Raw genomic sequence first — 17,795 nt, 5'->3', positions numbered from 1 at the left:
TCAGGTCGCATTTCTTGTAATATTTTTGAAAAGCAATTTTAAGCTTTGTGATGATCATCATCATCGTGTGTATATGTTTGCTCAATTGCGACGTGTCCTTCCCATTTGTCTACAGCAACTGTAGATAAGGCGTTCCCAAGTACATTTGTCATCGAACGAGCCATATCACAGAAATGGTCGATTGGTAAAATCAACGCAATTCCTTCTGGTGGAATTCCAAACATCGAACAAGTTGCAACCACTACAATTAATGAAGCTCTTGGCACACCTGCAACACCTTTTGAAGTAAGCATTAAGACTAATAACATCAAAATTTGTTTCTCGATCGGCATGTGAATTCCATAAACCTGCGCGATAAATAGCGACGCGAACGTCATGTACATCATCGATCCATCTAAATTGAAGGAATATCCGAGCGGTAAAGTAAACGAAATAATTTTCTTTTGAGCCCCAAATTTTTCTAATTCTTCAACTAATTTTGGGAATACAGCTTCTGATGAAGTTGTAGAGAAAGCGATTAATAATGGCGCTTTGATGTGTCTTAATAAGTCGATTACTCGTTTTCCTAAGATGAAATATCCAACCAAAATTAAAACAGCCCAAAGAAGCAAAATACCAATTACAAAGGCGATTAAATATTTAACATAAAGTAAGAATATACCGAATCCGTACGTTGCAATAGCAGCAGAAATAGTTCCTAAAACTCCTAATGGCGCAGTCCACATTACATATCCAACCATAATTAAAACGATATGCGAAATTTTATCTAACGCTTTCGTAATCATTTCGCCTTCTTTTCCATAAGCTGCCATTGCGACACCAAAGAAAATAGAGAAAACAACGATTTGTAAGATTTCATTTGTTGCAAATGATTCGAAAACAGATTTAGGAATCATATGTGTAATGAAATGTTCTAATGTAAGCGAAGCTTGACCTTTTAATAAATCTTGAGCAGAACTTGAATCGATTTCAATATTCAATCCTTCTCCAGGTTTCATTACATTGATAACAATAGCACCAATCACCAAAGAAGTAAGTGAAGCTGTGATAAACCAACCCATTGCACGTCCACCAACACGTCCAACCATTTTCATATCGCCCATTTTAGCAATACCAACTACTAATGTTGAGAAAACTAAAGGCGCAATAATCATCTGAATAAGACGAATAAAAATAGTACCAAGAAGTTTTATGTTAGTCGAAAATGTTTTAATAAATTCTGGAGAGGTATTATAATGTACATATCCTCCAAGCGCAACCCCGATAAGAAGGGCAATAATAATAGCTATAAAAAGTTTATTGTTTTTCATTATGCGATTTTAAACTTTTCCAAAACTACTATTTTTTAGCAAATTATTAAGAATATAAATTGATTTGTACACCAAATTAAATATAAAACCCTTTGTATGTAGTGTTTACAAAGGGTTTTCTTTATAGTGTATTGAGTACTATTCTGGCTGTTTGAACGGAATTTCTTGATTTAAAATCTCTTCGATTAATGTTAACATTGGTGCGGTAGAATTTTCGACAATCGAATAATCGATGGTTGTATTTTTATCAACCGAAAGTTTAATCAATTCTTTATTTGGAAATTTGATTGGATAAATACACAATTCAATGTTTTTATTTAGATTTTCTTTATCCGCATAAAATAAATGAGCGTAGAAAATTAATTGCAATTGTTTCGCTTTATCTTCTTTTTGGTAAACGGTTTCTATTTCTTCGGTTTTCACCGAAATATCTTTTGCATAACCAGTTTTGTAATCAATAATTCGGATTTGATTATTGACAGAATCAATTCGGTCAATTACACCTTTTAGCTTTACAATTTTGCCATTTGTTAGTGCAAAATCAACTTCGTGCTTGCTTTCCAAAGCTCGAATTACAAATTCATTTTCCTTTGCTGTAGTCGTATCTTTAGACAAAACGCCATCCACAATTCGCTCTGCAATTTTATAAATCAAATAATTTGGTCCTTTGTCCAAATGTCCATCTTTATATTCTTTGCTAAAATGCTCTTGTAAGGTTTTGTCTTTTATTTTTTCGATATTTTTGAAATCATTTTCATGCAAAATATGTCCAATATAAGGCGTGTACAAATCCTCCAAAGCGCCGTGTACAATGTTCCCTAACGTTCTTGCGCTTACAATTTCTTCGGCTTCTTCCACTTCATTTACATTAAAAACACGTTGCTCATAAAAATCTAACGGATTGCGTAAATAGGTTGAAAGTGAAGAAGGTGAAATTCCATATTCAGCCCAATTTTGAAGCTTTGCCATTGTTTCGTCAGTTTTTGGAACAATGATTTCTTTCAAAGGTTTTGTGACAAAACTTGGTGCAGCAAAAGTTTCTTTCACTTTGTGATTGCTTTCAAATTTGATTTGAGCCAAAAAGCGAGATTTTTCTCCAGAACCCATTCCGTCAGCTTCTGTATCATACACAAAATAAGCATTTTTTGCACGCTGAATCAAACGATAAAAGTGATATGCATAAATCGAATCATTTTCGGTAAATGTATTCAATTTCATTTGTTTGCGAATGTCATACGGAATAAATGTATTGTTTTGTCGTCCCAAAGGCAAAATTTCGTCATTCACAGAAGTCATGATAATATTATCGAAATTCAATAAACGAGTTTCCAATAATCCCATCAATTGTAAACCTTTCAAAGGCTCTCCAATAAAGGAAATTGTCTCGGAAGAAACGATTTTATTGTACAATAAAAACAAGGTTCTGTAATCTTTGATATCATCAACACTCAACAAATTTTCGTGCAATTGATTGAAAACTTTTTTGAAAAAGAACAAATATTCTTTTGTCAACAAATCGTTCATCGAAGGATGATGCAGTAATTCGTCTGTCCAATTTTTTAGATGATGAATAAATTCAGTGATGCTTTTCGGAATATGAAAAATAGATTTAAAGATTGATTCTCTTAAGGCATTTTGAATCGAATTTTGAGAATTAAATATTCTATTTTGTAATCGAATATCTCCAATTAATTTTCGACTTTCTTCTGTGCTAAAAAGAGATAATGTTTTATTTTCAAGAATTTGTAAGACATTTTTGAAATAAAACATGGTTCCTTTTCCTAATTTCTCCCGATTCATTTGCAACTCAAAAATTGATTTGAAAAATTGCGCTAACGGAACAGAACGTAACGGAATTCCCATCGAAATGTTGAGATGTGTGATATTTTCGGGCAACGAATTGAGAATTGCTGGTAAAATAGATTCATCAGCCAAAATCAACGCGGTATTTTTTATCTCATCTTCGTTGAGATTTCTAATTAAATCTGCAATATATTTTGCTTGTCCAACTTGTTTTGCAACACCAATTGTCTGTAAATTTTTTGGTCTCGAAAATTCATCAACCACCCAATTGATAGGTTTTATTTTTTCTTTATATTTTCGAAGAAAAGAACCCGCTTCTTGATTAGGATTTTCGTAATAATATTTATCCGCATCAAAATATAAAGTGGCTAAATTCTCCTTTTCTAATCGAAAAATAAGTCCTTGTTCTGCTTTTGTTAAGGCATTAAATCCAGCAAAAACATAATGTGAAGTTCTGTTTTCAATAATCTCTTCAACTTTTTCACTCGCAATTCTGAAAACCATTCCAGCATATCCTTCTTTCGAATCCAATAAATCTTGTTGCAATTGAAAATATAATTTCGAAACAATTCCCCAAAACGTTAGGTGATTTTGAATGATTTCATTTTTCCCAATCTCAATTTTTCCATCTCCCCATTGACTAATTCGTTCTACCGAAACCAAATAGTCTAAAACTTTATGAGCAGGTTGCAAAGAAGCATCGATATCATCAAAATCTTTCAAAACAGTTGGTCCCCATTTGATAAAATCTTCGAAAGAATCAGGCTTTTCAACGATTTTTTTATAGGCTTGATACGCTTTAAACCATAGATTAATTCCAGAAATAATTTCTAAACCAGAAAGTTCGCTCATCAATTCTTCGATACTTTTCATTTGTGGAAGAATGATATTCTGCGCTTGACGCTGAAATTCTTGTTTGAAGAATAACATTGGACGTTTTCCTGGTAAAACTAAAGTGGTGTTGATAAAGTTTTTCTGATTTTGGACTAAATCTTTTACAACATTTTCTATGAATTGAGCCATTTTGAAATTTTCTTTCGTTGAGTTGTTGTAAAAGTAAGGATTTTGAGAGACAATTCGTGGCGTTGAATTATTTTACTTCTTGAACTTTTTCTTGAAATAATTTTTCAAAAGTTTCAGTGATTTTATCCTCAGACATTTTTGTAGCAACAAAATATAATATGAATCCAAAAAATAACATCGGAATAGAAATTAAAGGTAAAAAATTATGAATTCCATTAGTAATAATTTGAAAAAGTGAGATTATAAAAAATAAAGTCACAATACTTATCCAAACAATGAAAAATATTGAAACAAAAGAGTTTAATTCTAAATTGTAAACAATAGTGGTTTTATTGTCGTTGGTATTGAAATGACCAATAATTTGAGGATTAAAACTATTTCGTCCGCTAATCGTTTTCATCAAATTGAAATGATCTTTATAAACTATCCCTTCAAATTCATATTTACTTTTAGAAAAACGAATTCTTTTTTCTTCTGTATTATCATTCAGTATTTTAAAAACTTCTTGATCAGAAAGATTTGTCGTTATTTGATATGTTTTATTTTTGAAAAGCATAAGTTAAATATATAAAAAAAGCGACTAAAAATATTTAGTCGCTAATATAATATTGAAAAAACAAATTCTTATTTAATCACTCCTAATTCTTTACCAACTTTTGTAAAAGCAGCAATTGTATGATCTAATTGCTCTTTTGTATGTGCAGCTGATAATTGTACACGAATACGTGCTTTGTCGCGAGGAACAACAGGGAAAAAGAATCCGATTACATAAACACCTTCATCTAATAATTTGTCTGCCATTACTTGAGATAATTTTGCATCATACAACATAACAGGTACAATTGCAGCATCACCTTCTGGAATATCAAAACCAGCAGCAACCATTTCTTTGCGGAAATATTCAGCATTCCACATTACTTTATCACGTAAAGTTGTGTCATTTTCTAACATTTCTAACACTTGCAAAGCAGCGCCAACGATTCCAGGAGCTAAAGAGTTAGAGAATAAATATGGACGAGATTTTTGACGTAACATTTCGATTACTTCTTTTTTACCAGAAGTAAATCCACCCATTGCACCACCTAAAGCTTTTCCTAAAGTAGATGTAATGATGTCTACACGTCCCATTACTTCGTTGTGCTCATGTGTTCCACGTCCAGTTTTTCCAATAAAACCAGTTGCGTGAGAATCATCAACCATTACCAAAGCATCGTATTTATCAGCTAAATCACAAACACCTTTTAAGTCTGCAACGATACCATCCATAGAGAAAACTCCGTCTGTTACAATAATTTTGAAACGATGATTTTTTTCTGAAGCTACAATTAATTGAGCCTCTAAATCAGCCATATTATTGTTTTTATAACGATAACGAGCAGCTTTACATAAACGAACACCATCAATAATAGAAGCGTGGTTTAATTCATCAGAAATAATAGCATCTTCTTCTGTAAACAAAGGCTCAAAAACACCACCATTTGCGTCAAAAGCAGCAGCATATAAAATCGTATCTTCCATTCCTAAGAAATTAGCGATTTTTTTCTCTAATTGTTTGTGTACATCTTGCGTACCACAAATAAAACGAACCGAAGACATTCCGTATCCGCGGTCATCTAACATTTTTTGAGAAGCTGAGATAACGTCTTTATTATCAGATAATCCTAAATAGTTGTTCGCACAAAAATTAAGTAATGTTTTACCATTTTCTAATGTAATTTCTGCACTTTGAGGAGAAGCAATGATGCGTTCTTTTTTGAATAATCCTTGTTCTTCTAAATCATTCAATTGCGTTTGTAAGTAGTTTTGAAATTTATCGCTATACATAATAAATCACTTTTTGTTTTGATATGTTTCATACAAATATAAATGTTTGCGGGCATATTTTTCGTATTTTTGTGAGACATAAAAAATAATAAACAGTGTTTCTAATCATCATATTTAGTTTTCAGTTCTATTTCTTAGCAAAATTTTTCAAAAAGGATAAATTAAAAACGGTTTTATCAGCAGTAGGATTATACATAGCGGGTGAGATTGCTTTTTCTTTTGTATTTGTTTTATTGTTTGCTTCAGGAATTATTGATATCGGTGTTAATTTTAATAGTTCATCTATGGATAATTTGATGGAAAATAGCCTTAAAATGAATAAATTTTTGGCCGAAAATTATGTGTCAATTGCTGTACAAGTCTTTTTATACATTGGTATCGGAATGTTTTATTACAATTCATTAAAGCGTAAATGGACATTGCAAATGTTAGAAGTCGAAATTGATAAACGTAAAGATGAAATTCTACAAAATTTAGAAGTTAATCAAAAAATAAATCCAGTAAAATTGGACGTTTATCCTCATTTTCACACTATTAATGAGAAAAACATTCATTTAGTTCAACCTTTGGCAAATGAGATTTGGAACGAATGTTACAAGGATTTGTTATCACAAGATCAAATCAATTATATGATTGATATGATGTATAATACTGATAAAGTAAACGAAGGAATTGTAAATGGAGATGTTTGGGAAATCCTGAAAATTGATAATGTTCCGTCTGGTTATTTGCATTACAAATTAGATGAAAATAATACTGTTTTCTTATCCAAAATTTACTTGAAAGAGTCTAATCAAACCAAAGGAATTGGACAATTGATGTTGAATAGAGTTGTAGATTATGCGCGAGAAAAAGGAGCAAAAGCTGTTCATTTAACGGTGAATAAACACAATGCGAAAGCAATTCGTTTTTATGAGAAAAATGGTTTCAAGAATATGGAATCAAAAACATTTGACATTGGAAATGGATATATTATGGATGATTATATTTATCAGAAATCCATTTAAAAATAAGGTTTTAATCAAAATATAAAGTCATTACGGTTTGTAATGGCTTTTTTATGTTGTAAACAAAGTGTCTAGAACCAAGCTGACTTAATTCGTAATGTCGTGAGGTTGATTTAGTTTTTAAAGTGATGAGAAGCTGAATTGAATTCAACTTGAAATTCTCCCTTAATTTATTATTGAAAATAGATCTTAATTTATCGAAGTTATATTGAACTTGTTTCAATATCGCATCTAGAGTTTAGAAATGTTAATTCTTAATATAAAACAAAAAGGACTTCAATAAGAAGTCCTTTTGTTATTTTTCTCTTTCGATTACGTATTTCACCATTGTTTCCAATGAATTTCGAAATTCACTTTCGGGAAATTCGTATAGTATATCTAAAGCCTCTTGGCTATATTGTTTCATCATTTTTTGCGTGTACTCAATTCCGCCGTGATCTTTCACATACTGAATAATTTCGCGTACACGTTTTTTGTCATTGTTGTAACGTTTTACCGAATTAATTAACCATTTTTTGTCTTTTTCATTCGCTGTGTTAATTGAATAAATCAACGGTAACGTCATTTTTTGTTCTTTGATGTCAATTCCGACAGGCTTTCCAATTGCATTAGAAGTGGTATAATCAAACAAATCATCTTTGATCTGAAAGGCAATTCCAACCAATTCACCAAAGCGATGCATTTTCTTCGCTACTTCTTCCGAACAACCAACAGAACGCGCACCAGCTTCACAACAAGCTGCGATAAGCGTTGCCGTTTTCATTCGAATAATCTCGAAGTATACATCTTCTGTAATATCAAGTTTTCGCGCTTTTTCGATTTGCAATAATTCACCTTCCGAAATTTCCTGTATCGCAACCGAAACAACTTCAAGTAAATCGAAATCTTTGTTTTTAGTCGAAATAATTAAGGTCTTTGATAAAAAATAATCTCCCACCAAAATAGCTACTTTGTTCTTCCAAATCGCATTAAGTGAAAAGAAACCACGACGCAATGTACTATCATCCACTACATCATCGTGTACCAAAGTTGCGGTGTGAATAAGCTCGATAAAAGAAGCTGCACGATAGGTACGTTCTTGTACTTCGCCATTTAATTTTGCAGTTAAAAATACAAACATCGGACGCATTTGTTTTCCTTTTCTACACACGATATAATTGGAAATACGGTCAAGAAGCGAAACATTACTCTTCATCGATTCGAAGAATTTCTGTTCAAACAATTTCATTTCCTCCGCGATCGGAGCTTTAATCAAATCTACCGTGTTACCCAAAATTTAGTTTTTTAATTCGTAAAATTATTGATGCAATGTACAACCTGTTTTGCATAGAATCCTTTATAATTAAATTCCTCTCCGCTAAAACAAATTTTGTTTTCGGTTGGCAAAACTGAAATACCTTCCAATTGTCCCAACTGTGTCGTGAAGCCCAAAGGTAAACTTATTTTTTTAACTTGAGAAGTGAAGAATAACTGATTGTTATCTTTTGGCAAATCAAACCAACTGATAAACGTTAACGCTTCTTTTGTGTAGCCTAACAGATAAACTCCTTTGGTAGAACTATTTACATCAGCATCGATATAAGCAGCAGTTACAGCGTAATTTGTAGGAAAAGTTTCTAACTTTTTGGCTGCGTGTTTTTTAGAAGAGTCAATAGGAACAACATAATGAGACGTTGACATATTTGACCATTCTTTTGTAAAAATATGCAATTGATTTTGGTAGACAAAAAATGCTTCTGCGTCCCAATTTGTCGTCATATTTTTGAACTGAAAAGTTTCTTGATCTGGATAATAAAATTCTATTTTTTCAGCTTTTAATTGCTGATAAGATTTTGAATAATCGATGTTTGATTTCTGGATAAAATAAATGGCTAAATCTTTTCGTTTGCCCAAATTATTTCCAAAATCAGCAAAATAAATTCGATTATCATCCGAAGACATTTCTTCCCAATCGATATTTGGAGCATTTGTGATGAAAATAGTATTGATAATTTTACCTGTTTTTGCATCAAAACGATACAATTCTGGTTTGGAATCAGAATCGTTTAAACCCCAAAAAGAAGCCACATTTTTATCTTCTTTTTCATATTCTAAAGTCGAAATTTCGTTCAAAGTAGGCGGTAAGTTGATACTTTCCATTTTATAATCATCAATAGAAATTGTATCGATGTTTTCTACTATTTGCGCGAAAGAGAATTTAGTCAGAATCAAAAATAAAAATATGGCTAAATATTTCATTTGATTATGTTTTAATCATTTCCAGTTTTATTGGCTAATTGTCCGCAAGCTGCATCAATATCTTTTCCGCGACTACGACGTACATTTACCACAATATTGTTGGATTCTAAAGCTTTGATATAATTGTTAACTGCTTCTTCTGATGCTTGTTTGTAGATTCCGTCATCAATCGAATTATATTCGATAATATTCACTTTAGAAGGAATTTTTCGACAGAATTTTACCAATGCATCGATATCTTCTTTTTTATCATTAACACCGCCCCAAACAATATATTCGAACGTAATTCGTAAACCTGTTTGTTGGTACCAATATTGAAGACTATCCATTAAATCCGTCAACGGAAATTTAACAGAAAAAGGCATAATCACATTACGAACTTCTTCTCGAGCGGAATGTAAAGATACCGCAAGGTTAACACGTAAATCTTCGTCAGCCAGTTTTTCAATCATTTTAGGAATTCCCGAAGTAGAAACTGTAATTCGTCTTGGAGCCATTCCTAGTCCTTCTGGCAATGTGATTTTTTTGATGGCAGAAATTACTTCGTTATAATTTAACAAAGGTTCTCCCATTCCCATAAATACGATATTGCTTAAAGGACGATTGAAATAACGTTTACTTTCTTCATCGATAATCACAACTTGATCGACGATTTCGGCAGCTGTTAGGTTACGCATACGTTTTAATTGCGCTGTTGCACAAAAAGTACAATCCAAACTACAACCAACTTGCGAAGAAACGCATGCAGTTGTGCGAGAATCAGTCGGAATTAAAACAGATTCCACAACGTTACCATCATGAAGCTTAACAGCATTCTTGATGGTTCCGTCGTTTGATTTTTGTAGAAGATCAACTTCAACAGGTTGAATTTGGAAAGATTCTCCCAATTGCTCACGTAGCGCTTTTGAGATATTGGTCATGTCATCAAATTGATGCGCATTCTTTTTCCATAACCATTCGTACACTTGTTTTGCGCGGAATGATTTTTCACCAATCTCTTTGAAATAATCTTCAATCTCAGCTTGTGAAAGCTTTCGTATATCTTTTTTTGTTGTACTCAAACTTGTCTTATAAGATTAACATTGCATCTCCGTAAGAGTAGAATTTGTATCCTTCTTTTACAGCTTCGTTGTATGCTTTCATTGTTAAATCGTGTCCAGCAAACGCAGAAATCATCATGATTAATGTAGATTTTGGTGTGTGGAAGTTTGTAATCATACAATTTGCAATAGAGAAATCGTATGGAGGGTGAATAAATTTGTTTGTCCAACCATCAAAAGCATTTAAATGACCATCTGCAGAAACAGAAGACTCGATAGAACGCATAGAAGTTGTACCAATCGCACAAACTTTTTTCTTCTCGTCAATTGCACGATTTACAAGATCAGCAGATTCTTGAGGAATAATAACTTGCTCAGACTCCATTTTATGTTTAGATAAATCTTCAACCTCTACAGCCTGAAAAGTTCCTAAACCAATGTGTAATGTTAATTCAGCAAAATCAACACCTTTAATTTCTAAACGTTTTAATAAGTGTTTAGAAAAGTGTAAACCAGCTGTTGGTGCAGCAACAGCTCCTTCGTGTTTTGCATAAATTGTTTGGTAACGCTCTGCATCTTCTGGTTCAACATCACGTAAAATATATTTTGGAAGTGGAGTTTCTCCTAATTCTTTCAATTTTGCACGGAATTCTTCGTAAGATCCATCAAATAAGAAACGTAAAGTACGTCCACGAGAAGTTGTATTGTCAACAACCTCTGCAACTAATGTATCATCATTATCGAAGAATAATTTATTTCCGATACGAATTTTACGCGCTGGATCAACCAAAACATCCCATAAACGAGTCTCAGCATCTAATTCTCTTAGCAAGAAAACTTCGATTTGAGCACCAGTTTTCTCTTTGTTACCCATCAAACGAGCAGGGAAAACTTTCGTATTGTTACGAATCATTACATCTCCTTCGTCGAAATACTCGATAAGATCTTTAAATTGTCTATGTTCAATTTCTCCGGTGTCACGGTGAACAACCATTAAGCGAGCTTCGTCTCTGTTTTCAGAAGGACGATCTGCTAAAAGTTCTTCAGGTAAAGTAAAGTCGAAATCGGAGGTTTTCATTTTCATAATTGTACAATTTTTTGCAAATATACGATGTCAGATACCCCTTTGTCAAGTGAATTGAGGTATTTTATGAAATTGCTAACGTTTAAATGTTTATTTTTGACGAAAGACCTATAGATATTATCAAGTTTTTTAATACTTATTTGAAAAATAAAATGAAAACGAAACTACTATTATTATCAATGTTTTTTACATTTTTTAGTTGTAATAAATCCGAACAAAAAATTGAAGAATCTGCTGAAATAGAAAAGATTGATTCTGTTGCAAAAAAAGAATCACCAGAATCAGAAATTCCGAAAGAATTGATAAAAGCACCAGATTTTTCTTTGGCTGATATCAATGGAAAACGATTTGACTTATCAGATTTCAAAGGAAAATATGTCTACATGGATATTTGGGCAACATGGTGTGGACCTTGCAAAGTTCAAATTCCTTTTATGAAAGAATTGGAAAAACAATTTCATAATGCACCAATTCATTTTGTAAGTGTTTCTTTGGATAAATTAGAAGATAAGCCAATTTGGGAAAAAATGGTGAGAGAAAATCAGATGTCTGGTGTACAGTTATTTGCAGGAAGAGAAGATAACTTTGGCTTTGATTATAAGATAGAATACATTCCGACTTTTATTATTTTAGACAAAGAAGGAAATATTATGATTGATCGCGCGCCTGCACCGATGGATTATCAAACAGGAGGAATCAATCAACAATTGGTTGATATTCTCAAAATGATGAAATAAAAAAAGCTTCCATTTGGAAGCTTTTTTTTATTATTGAGCTCATTATGCTCTAACTTTTGTTTTCAAATTAATACGTTGACCAATTTTAGGTTGTTCACCTGGTTCCATACGATTTAGTTTATATAGGTTGTTTACTTTTACACCAAAACGTTGCGAAATCGTGTACATATCATCACCTTCTTGTACTTTGTATGAATAATCAGAACCTTTTGTTTTCTTTTTTCCGAAAAATACAATTTGTCCATCTTTCAATTTAGAACCCATTTGTATTTCATTGAAATTCGCAATATCCGAAGGAACTTTGTTGTATGTTTTAGAAATAGTCGCAATTGTTTCTCCCGCTTGAGCAACAATATAAGGAATATTATTCTTGTGATTTTTAATGCGAGTTGTAGGATTTTGAGGACGAGTTTCGTAAGCAATTGTTTTGTTATTTACATTAGGCTCATTTTTCTCTATACTATTATTATTTGGTTGATAAGACGCTAATGCAATTTCTTCTTTGATTGTTTTAGATTCTTTCTTCGTTTTAGATTTAGATTTAGATGAATTATTTGCCATCATCATATCATCCTGATTGTTGTATAATGTATACAATTTTGTATAAACTTCTTCTGGAGAAATCTTATCAAATTGATCTAAATTATATTTCTCAATTCTCGAAATTAATTTTGAAGCATATTTTGGATCAGTTGCATAACCAGATTTTTTCAGACCATTTGCCCAAGCGTTATAATCTGTCGGATCTAAGAAAAATAAAGCTTTGTAATAAGGTCTTAAAGCCAAAAATTTAGAATGATCTCTATAACTTTCTTCAACTGAAAGATACTTTCTGAAACATTCGCCTTTCGCATCATCATCGTGATAAATACGAGGTTTATCCAACGACCATTCTTCAGGACCTTTACATTTTATTCCAAAATGATTATTGGCTTGATCGGCTAATTTACTTTGTCCGCCTCCAGTTTCCAATAATCCTTGTGCTAACGTAATACTTGCTGGAACTTTGTAAAGTTGCATTTCTTCAACAGCTAAAATAGCATGTTTTCGAATGTAAGTTATGTCTCTACTTTCTTGTGCTTGCGTCGAAATCGTCAACACTAAGCTAAAAACGTATAACAATTTTTTCATTCTATAATATTTTTGTTCTTCTTCTTTAAAAGTTTGTTCATTCCTTCAATTCCTTGCAATCCACCTGTATGAACCAAAAGAATTTTAGAATTATCACTAAAATAATGATTTTTAATTAATTTAAAAATACCAAAAACCATTTTTCCAGTGTAAATAGGATCCAATTGAATATGGTTAATTCGCTTGAAATCATTTACAAAAGTAATTAATTCATCCGAAACTTTCCCATATCCGCCAAAATGATAATCATTAAAAATAGTAAAATTCGTTTTATTTGTTAATTTTTCGATTTCATTTTGGATAAAATCTCCCTTTAAACTCGGAAAACCTAAAACTTTTTGATGAGGTTTCGAGCTTTCAATCAATCCGGCAATTGTTCCGCAAGTTCCAATTGCCGAAGCAATAAAATCATATTCGAAACAATCATCGTACAAAATTTCTTCGCAACCTTTTATCGCAAAATCATTTGTACCTCCTTCTGGAATAACGTAAGTGTTTGGGTATTTAGTGTTTAAATGATTAATAAATTCTATTTCATCTTTTTTTCGATAATCTTCTCTGGAAATAAAATGCAATTGCATTCCACATTTTTGAGCAAAACGTAACGTAGGATTTTCATCGATTTTATCACTTAATTCTTCTCCACGAATTATACCGATAGTTTCGAAATGATGAAGTTGACCAGCTGCCGCCGTTGCTGCAATATGATTGGAAAAAGCGCCACCAAATGTTATCAATTTCTTGAAACCAAGTTTTTCAGCTTCAATAAAATTATATTTCAGTTTTCGGTATTTGTTTCCAGAGATTTCTGGATGAATCAAATCTTCTCTTAATATAGAAAGTTGAATATTTTGAGAAGTTAAATGTTTGATGTCAATGTTTTGAATTTGAGCTTTAAAATTGTTCCAAATCATTTAGATATATTTTAGAAAATTATAAAATTTTCGTTTTTTTAAATAATTCAAATTGTGCTCGTTTGCATAAGCTTCACGCTCAAAACTAATATTGCGATATGCTTTGTGTTGATCGCGATATTGAATTAATCGAATCGCATATTCAATCAAGTAAAAAGGATAGAAAAAAACGACCAAAAGTTCGAGTTGTTGAATGATATGAATGGTTTCGTGATTGATTAAAACTTCATCATTTTTCAGTTTTTTATCTCTCAAAAAAATGAAAGGAAAAATGGTAATTCCAATAAAATTCTTTCGGAACAAATGACGCAAAACAACTACAAACATGATTTAGGTAATTCTATTTTATTGCAAAATTAATCAATCTGAAAAGATATTGATTTATAAAGCATTAAAAATCGTAAATTTAGAGGAAGTTTCACAAATAATTATCATACCAAAATTAATGATAGTTTATTGATAAAAGTTGTAATTTCACAGCATTAGAAATGAAAAAGTTTGAAGAAGGAGATTATTATTTATCTCCAGAAGGTTTCAGAATATTTACTGAACAATATCTAAAAAGAAGAGGGTATTGTTGCAAAAGTGGATGTAAACATTGTCCGTATGGATACGATAAAAAAACAGATAAAATAAAGAATAAGAAATAATTATATGAAAATAACATCAACAGTTTTAGCTTTGTTAATAGGAAGTTGTGCTTTTGCTCAAATGAAATTTCCCGCGGTAAGTTCTCATGCTGAAGTTGAACAAAAAGTAGGTTTAACAGAATTTGAAGTTGAATATAATCGACCAAATGTAAACGGAAGAAAAGTATTTGGAAAATTGGTACCGAATGGAGAAGTTTGGCGAACTGGTGCGAATGAAAATACGGTCATCAAATTTGATAAACCAATCAAAGTGAATGGACAAGAGTTGGCTGCTGGCGAATATGCGTTGTATAGCATTCCGAATAAAGAGGAGTGGGAGGTAATTTTTTACAAAGACACGAAAAACTGGGGAAATCCGAAAGAGTGGAAAGAATCGAATATCGTATTGAAAGTGAAAGCTCCGTCAACAAAATCGATGAACAATAAGACAGAAACGTTTGAGATTCGTTTTACAAATGTGACGCAAAAATCAGCGAATTTGGTATTAGCTTGGGATAACACAACGGTTGTTTTGGATATTGAAACGAATACAATTAATGAAGTTTTAAAAATGATTGGAGATCAATTGAACGAAAATTCTTCTGCAAGAGATTTTTACAATTCGGCAAACTTCTATTATTCGAATAAATTGGATCGAAATCAAGCGTTGAAATGGGTTAATACAGCTTTAGAAAAAGATGCAAATGCGCCAGATTATTACAAAGAATTGAAAGTTAATTTGGAAAAAAATAAATATTAATTAAAAATCCCTTCAAAAATTTTTGAAGGGATTTTTTTTATTCAGAAATATTCTTTTTTAAGATAATTTGTAAGTAAGAAAACATCAACGCCGTTGACCAGCCTACCATCATAATTCCGTTTATAGCTTCTAATCCCGCCATGATTTTCCATTCACTATCAATCACAACATCACCATAACCAACGGTTGTAAATGTGATTAATGAAAAATAGATTGCTTCTTGAAAACTATATAAATTGTCAATATTTGGATTGAAATAAAAAGTAGCCGCCCAAATTGTACATTGTGCACCATGTAACAAAGTAAGCAAAGAAACAGATAATGCCATTTGCCAAATTACTTGACTAAACGTTAAACGTTGTTTTTTGAGATTAAATTTATGTAGATATTTTAGCGAATAAACCGTGACAGTTGATTGTAAAATAACATTCACACAAATAATCAATACGCCAAAACATATAATTAGAAACATATTTTTATCAATTATAGATGAGTACAAAAATGTAAAGAATAAAATTTATAAAATACTTTTTGAAGCGAAAAATTTTGTAAATTTAATACAGAAGGAAAATCTAGATATCCTAAATATTTGATAAAATCTGGATTAATAAAGCTTTATTACTAATTTTGTAACGTTAAAAATACATATTTCAACGAATGAATATTAATTTTAAATATATTTTGATGTGTTTCGGAATAGCTACAATTGGCTTATCTTCGTGTGCTTCAAATAAAAATTCGAAAAAAATAGTTTATAAAAAAGTAGAATCTAAGCAGCCTATAAAACCTGTAGAATCTACGCAAACAACTATTCTTACTACATCAAAAACTGAAATTTCGAATAAGAAAGATGAAGTTTTTACAGTGAAATTACCAGAAGTAAATCGTGAGTTCCGAGCGGCTTGGGTAGCTTCTGTTGCAAATATTAACTGGCCTTCTAAAAAAGATTTAACGACAACGCAACAAAAAGATGAAGCGATAAAGTTGTTGGATATGTTAGAAGCCAATAATTTTAATGCAGTTATTTTTCAGGTTCGTCCAGCGGCAGATGCTTTGTACAAAAGTAATTTTGAACCTTGGTCTTACTTCTTAACTGGAGAAGAAGGAAAAGCGCCTTCTCCATATTATGACCCGTTAGAGTTTTGGGTGGAAGAAGCGCACAAACGTGGAATTGAGTTGCATGTTTGGTTAAATCCTTACAGAGCGCATCACAGTAGTGGAGGGCCGGTGACAAGTGAGTCGATGGTGAAAAGATCGCCAAGTAATGTGGTTAGATTGAAGAATGGTATGTATTGGTTTGATCCTGCTGACAAAAAAACGCAAGATCACGTTTCGGAAGTTGTTCGTGATATCGTTTCGCGTTATGATATTGATGGTGTTCATTTTGATGATTATTTCTATCCATACGCATCATACAATGGTGGAGCAGATTTTCCAGATAATTCAACTTGGAATGTTTACAAAAATAATGGAGGAACATTATCGAGAGCAGATTGGCGTCGTCAAAATGTGAATACAATTATCGAGCGTATTTACAAAGAAATCAAAGCAGAAAAACCTTTCGTTAAATTTGGAATTAGTCCTTTTGGAATTTGGAAACCAGGTTATCCTTCTGGAATTACAGGTTCTTCACAATATGATGAATTGTACGCAGATGCAAAATTATGGTTGAACAAAGGTTGGGTTGATTATTTTTCACCACAATTATATTGGCCAATTAATTCGACAGGACAAAGTTTTCCTAAATTATTAGAATGGTGGAAATCAGAAAATACACATAATCGTCATCTTTGGCCAGGTTTGAATACTGTAGAAGTTAAGGTTTCGGATAGAACAACTGAGATTACAAATCAGGTAAAAATGGCTGGTGAGATTTTGCAAAACAATGTGGGTGTTATTCACTGGAGTATTGCTGGATTAACGAAAAATCCTTCGATGTTGAGTTATCTAAAAGAAGGCCCATACAAAGCTAAAGCTTTGGTGCCAACTATGAATTGGATTAAGGCAGATCGTTTGGCAAAACCAAGTTTGTCTGTAAATGCAAAAGCATCAGAAGTTGTGATGAATTGGAATGATTATAAAATGAATTCGAATGTTTCGAAATGGATTTTATATACACGTTACAACAACGATTGGGAAACATCTATTTTGGATAAAACCAAAACAAACCAAACAATTTTGAAACATAAAGATGGTAAAAGTTTAACGGCAGTTGCACTAAAAGCTGTTGATCGTTTAGGAAACGAAAGTGATTACGTTGCTCAAAAAATTAATTAAGAATACCCGTTGTGCATT

Annotated in this window: 17 protein-coding genes; 5 read left to right on the top strand and 12 right to left on the bottom strand. The window is 31.9% G+C overall.

Annotation, left to right across the window (positions count from 1 at the left end; translation table 11 throughout):
* Positions 1-38: 38 nt before the first annotated feature.
* The 4 genes from HXZ69_RS08000 to kbl all read right to left on the bottom strand — a co-directional run bounded on the left by HXZ69_RS08000 (position 39) and on the right by kbl (position 5,960).
* Positions 39-1,310: a dicarboxylate/amino acid:cation symporter gene (locus HXZ69_RS08000; protein ID WP_286495592.1), complete on the bottom strand. Its 1,272-nt coding sequence runs from the start codon at positions 1,308-1,310 to the stop codon at positions 39-41.
* Between the two features lie 138 nt (positions 1,311-1,448).
* A complete protein-coding gene (locus HXZ69_RS07995; RefSeq protein WP_286495591.1) occupies positions 1,449-4,136 on the bottom strand; it encodes a PD-(D/E)XK nuclease family protein in 2,688 nt (895 codons plus the stop codon).
* A 67-nt stretch (positions 4,137-4,203) separates the two neighbouring features.
* Positions 4,204-4,692 (bottom strand): hypothetical protein, encoded by a 489-nt coding sequence (locus tag HXZ69_RS07990; RefSeq protein WP_221855776.1) that lies wholly within the window; start codon positions 4,690-4,692, stop codon positions 4,204-4,206.
* A gap of 68 nt (positions 4,693-4,760) precedes the next feature.
* A complete protein-coding gene (gene kbl, locus HXZ69_RS07985; RefSeq protein WP_114999975.1) occupies positions 4,761-5,960 on the bottom strand; it encodes a glycine C-acetyltransferase in 1,200 nt (399 codons plus the stop codon).
* Between the two features lie 95 nt (positions 5,961-6,055).
* On the opposite strand from kbl, the gene HXZ69_RS07980 reads away from it, so the two are divergent.
* On the top strand, positions 6,056-6,967 hold the full coding sequence (locus HXZ69_RS07980; RefSeq protein ID WP_286495590.1) for a GNAT family N-acetyltransferase: 912 nt from the start codon (positions 6,056-6,058) through the stop codon (positions 6,965-6,967).
* Between the two features lie 295 nt (positions 6,968-7,262).
* Here HXZ69_RS07980 and HXZ69_RS07975 read toward each other — a convergent pair whose 3' ends face one another.
* From HXZ69_RS07975 to queA, 4 genes are read right to left on the bottom strand one after another with little or no spacing between them, the layout of a single operon-like run.
* Positions 7,263-8,195 (bottom strand): polyprenyl synthetase family protein, encoded by a 933-nt coding sequence (locus HXZ69_RS07975; RefSeq protein WP_502875739.1) that lies wholly within the window; start codon positions 8,193-8,195, stop codon positions 7,263-7,265.
* 56 nt (positions 8,196-8,251) lie between these two features.
* Positions 8,252-9,205, bottom strand: a complete 954-nt coding sequence (locus HXZ69_RS07970; protein ID WP_286495588.1) for a hypothetical protein — start codon at positions 9,203-9,205, stop codon at positions 8,252-8,254.
* Between the two features lie 11 nt (positions 9,206-9,216).
* Positions 9,217-10,266, bottom strand: coding sequence for a dual-specificity RNA methyltransferase RlmN (gene rlmN, locus HXZ69_RS07965; RefSeq protein WP_038336309.1), 1,050 nt, complete (start codon positions 10,264-10,266; stop codon positions 9,217-9,219).
* Positions 10,267-10,273: 7 nt separating this feature from the next.
* On the bottom strand, positions 10,274-11,323 hold the full coding sequence (gene queA / locus HXZ69_RS07960; RefSeq protein ID WP_038336356.1) for a tRNA preQ1(34) S-adenosylmethionine ribosyltransferase-isomerase QueA: 1,050 nt from the start codon (positions 11,321-11,323) through the stop codon (positions 10,274-10,276).
* Between the two features lie 158 nt (positions 11,324-11,481).
* On the opposite strand from queA, the gene HXZ69_RS07955 reads away from it, so the two are divergent.
* Positions 11,482-12,066 carry a TlpA family protein disulfide reductase gene (locus HXZ69_RS07955; protein ID WP_181816294.1) on the top strand — a complete coding sequence of 195 codons (585 nt, stop codon included), beginning with the start codon at positions 11,482-11,484 and terminating at the stop codon, positions 12,064-12,066.
* 42 nt (positions 12,067-12,108) lie between these two features.
* Here the strand turns inward: HXZ69_RS07955 and HXZ69_RS07950 are convergent, their stop codons facing one another.
* The 3 genes from HXZ69_RS07950 to HXZ69_RS07940 are packed head-to-tail and all read right to left on the bottom strand — an operon-like array spanning position 12,109 to position 14,438.
* On the bottom strand, positions 12,109-13,197 hold the full coding sequence (locus HXZ69_RS07950) for a glucosaminidase domain-containing protein (protein WP_286495586.1): 1,089 nt from the start codon (positions 13,195-13,197) through the stop codon (positions 12,109-12,111).
* A complete protein-coding gene (locus HXZ69_RS07945; RefSeq protein WP_286495585.1) occupies positions 13,194-14,111 on the bottom strand; it encodes a 1-aminocyclopropane-1-carboxylate deaminase/D-cysteine desulfhydrase in 918 nt (305 codons plus the stop codon). The genes HXZ69_RS07950 and HXZ69_RS07945 overlap by 4 nt, the downstream gene beginning before the upstream one ends.
* The gene (locus HXZ69_RS07940) at positions 14,112-14,438 is read right to left on the bottom strand and encodes a hypothetical protein (protein WP_286495584.1); all 327 of its coding nucleotides are present in this window, start codon (positions 14,436-14,438) and stop codon (positions 14,112-14,114) included.
* Positions 14,439-14,599: 161 nt separating this feature from the next.
* On the opposite strand from HXZ69_RS07940, the gene HXZ69_RS07935 reads away from it, so the two are divergent.
* Both HXZ69_RS07935 and HXZ69_RS07930 read left to right on the top strand, forming a co-directional pair.
* On the top strand, positions 14,600-14,761 hold the full coding sequence (locus HXZ69_RS07935) for a DUF5522 domain-containing protein (RefSeq protein ID WP_180906370.1): 162 nt from the start codon (positions 14,600-14,602) through the stop codon (positions 14,759-14,761).
* Between the two features lie 4 nt (positions 14,762-14,765).
* On the top strand, positions 14,766-15,500 hold the full coding sequence (locus HXZ69_RS07930) for a DUF2911 domain-containing protein (RefSeq protein WP_286495583.1): 735 nt from the start codon (positions 14,766-14,768) through the stop codon (positions 15,498-15,500).
* A 37-nt stretch (positions 15,501-15,537) separates the two neighbouring features.
* On the opposite strand, the gene HXZ69_RS07925 is transcribed toward HXZ69_RS07930, so the two are convergent.
* Positions 15,538-15,972 (bottom strand): potassium channel family protein, encoded by a 435-nt coding sequence (locus HXZ69_RS07925; protein ID WP_286495582.1) that lies wholly within the window; start codon positions 15,970-15,972, stop codon positions 15,538-15,540.
* Positions 15,973-16,157: 185 nt separating this feature from the next.
* On the opposite strand from HXZ69_RS07925, the gene HXZ69_RS07920 reads away from it, so the two are divergent.
* Positions 16,158-17,777 (top strand): glycoside hydrolase family 10-like protein, encoded by a 1,620-nt coding sequence (locus tag HXZ69_RS07920; protein ID WP_286495581.1) that lies wholly within the window; start codon positions 16,158-16,160, stop codon positions 17,775-17,777.
* Positions 17,778-17,795 lie beyond the last annotated feature (18 nt).

The sequence above is a fragment of the Empedobacter sp. R132-2 genome (genome assembly GCF_030324375.1).
Classification (GTDB): domain Bacteria; phylum Bacteroidota; class Bacteroidia; order Flavobacteriales; family Weeksellaceae; genus Empedobacter; species Empedobacter falsenii_B.
The sequence above is the reverse complement of the archived record's forward strand: the minus strand, read 5'-3'. Positions and strand labels throughout refer to the sequence as shown.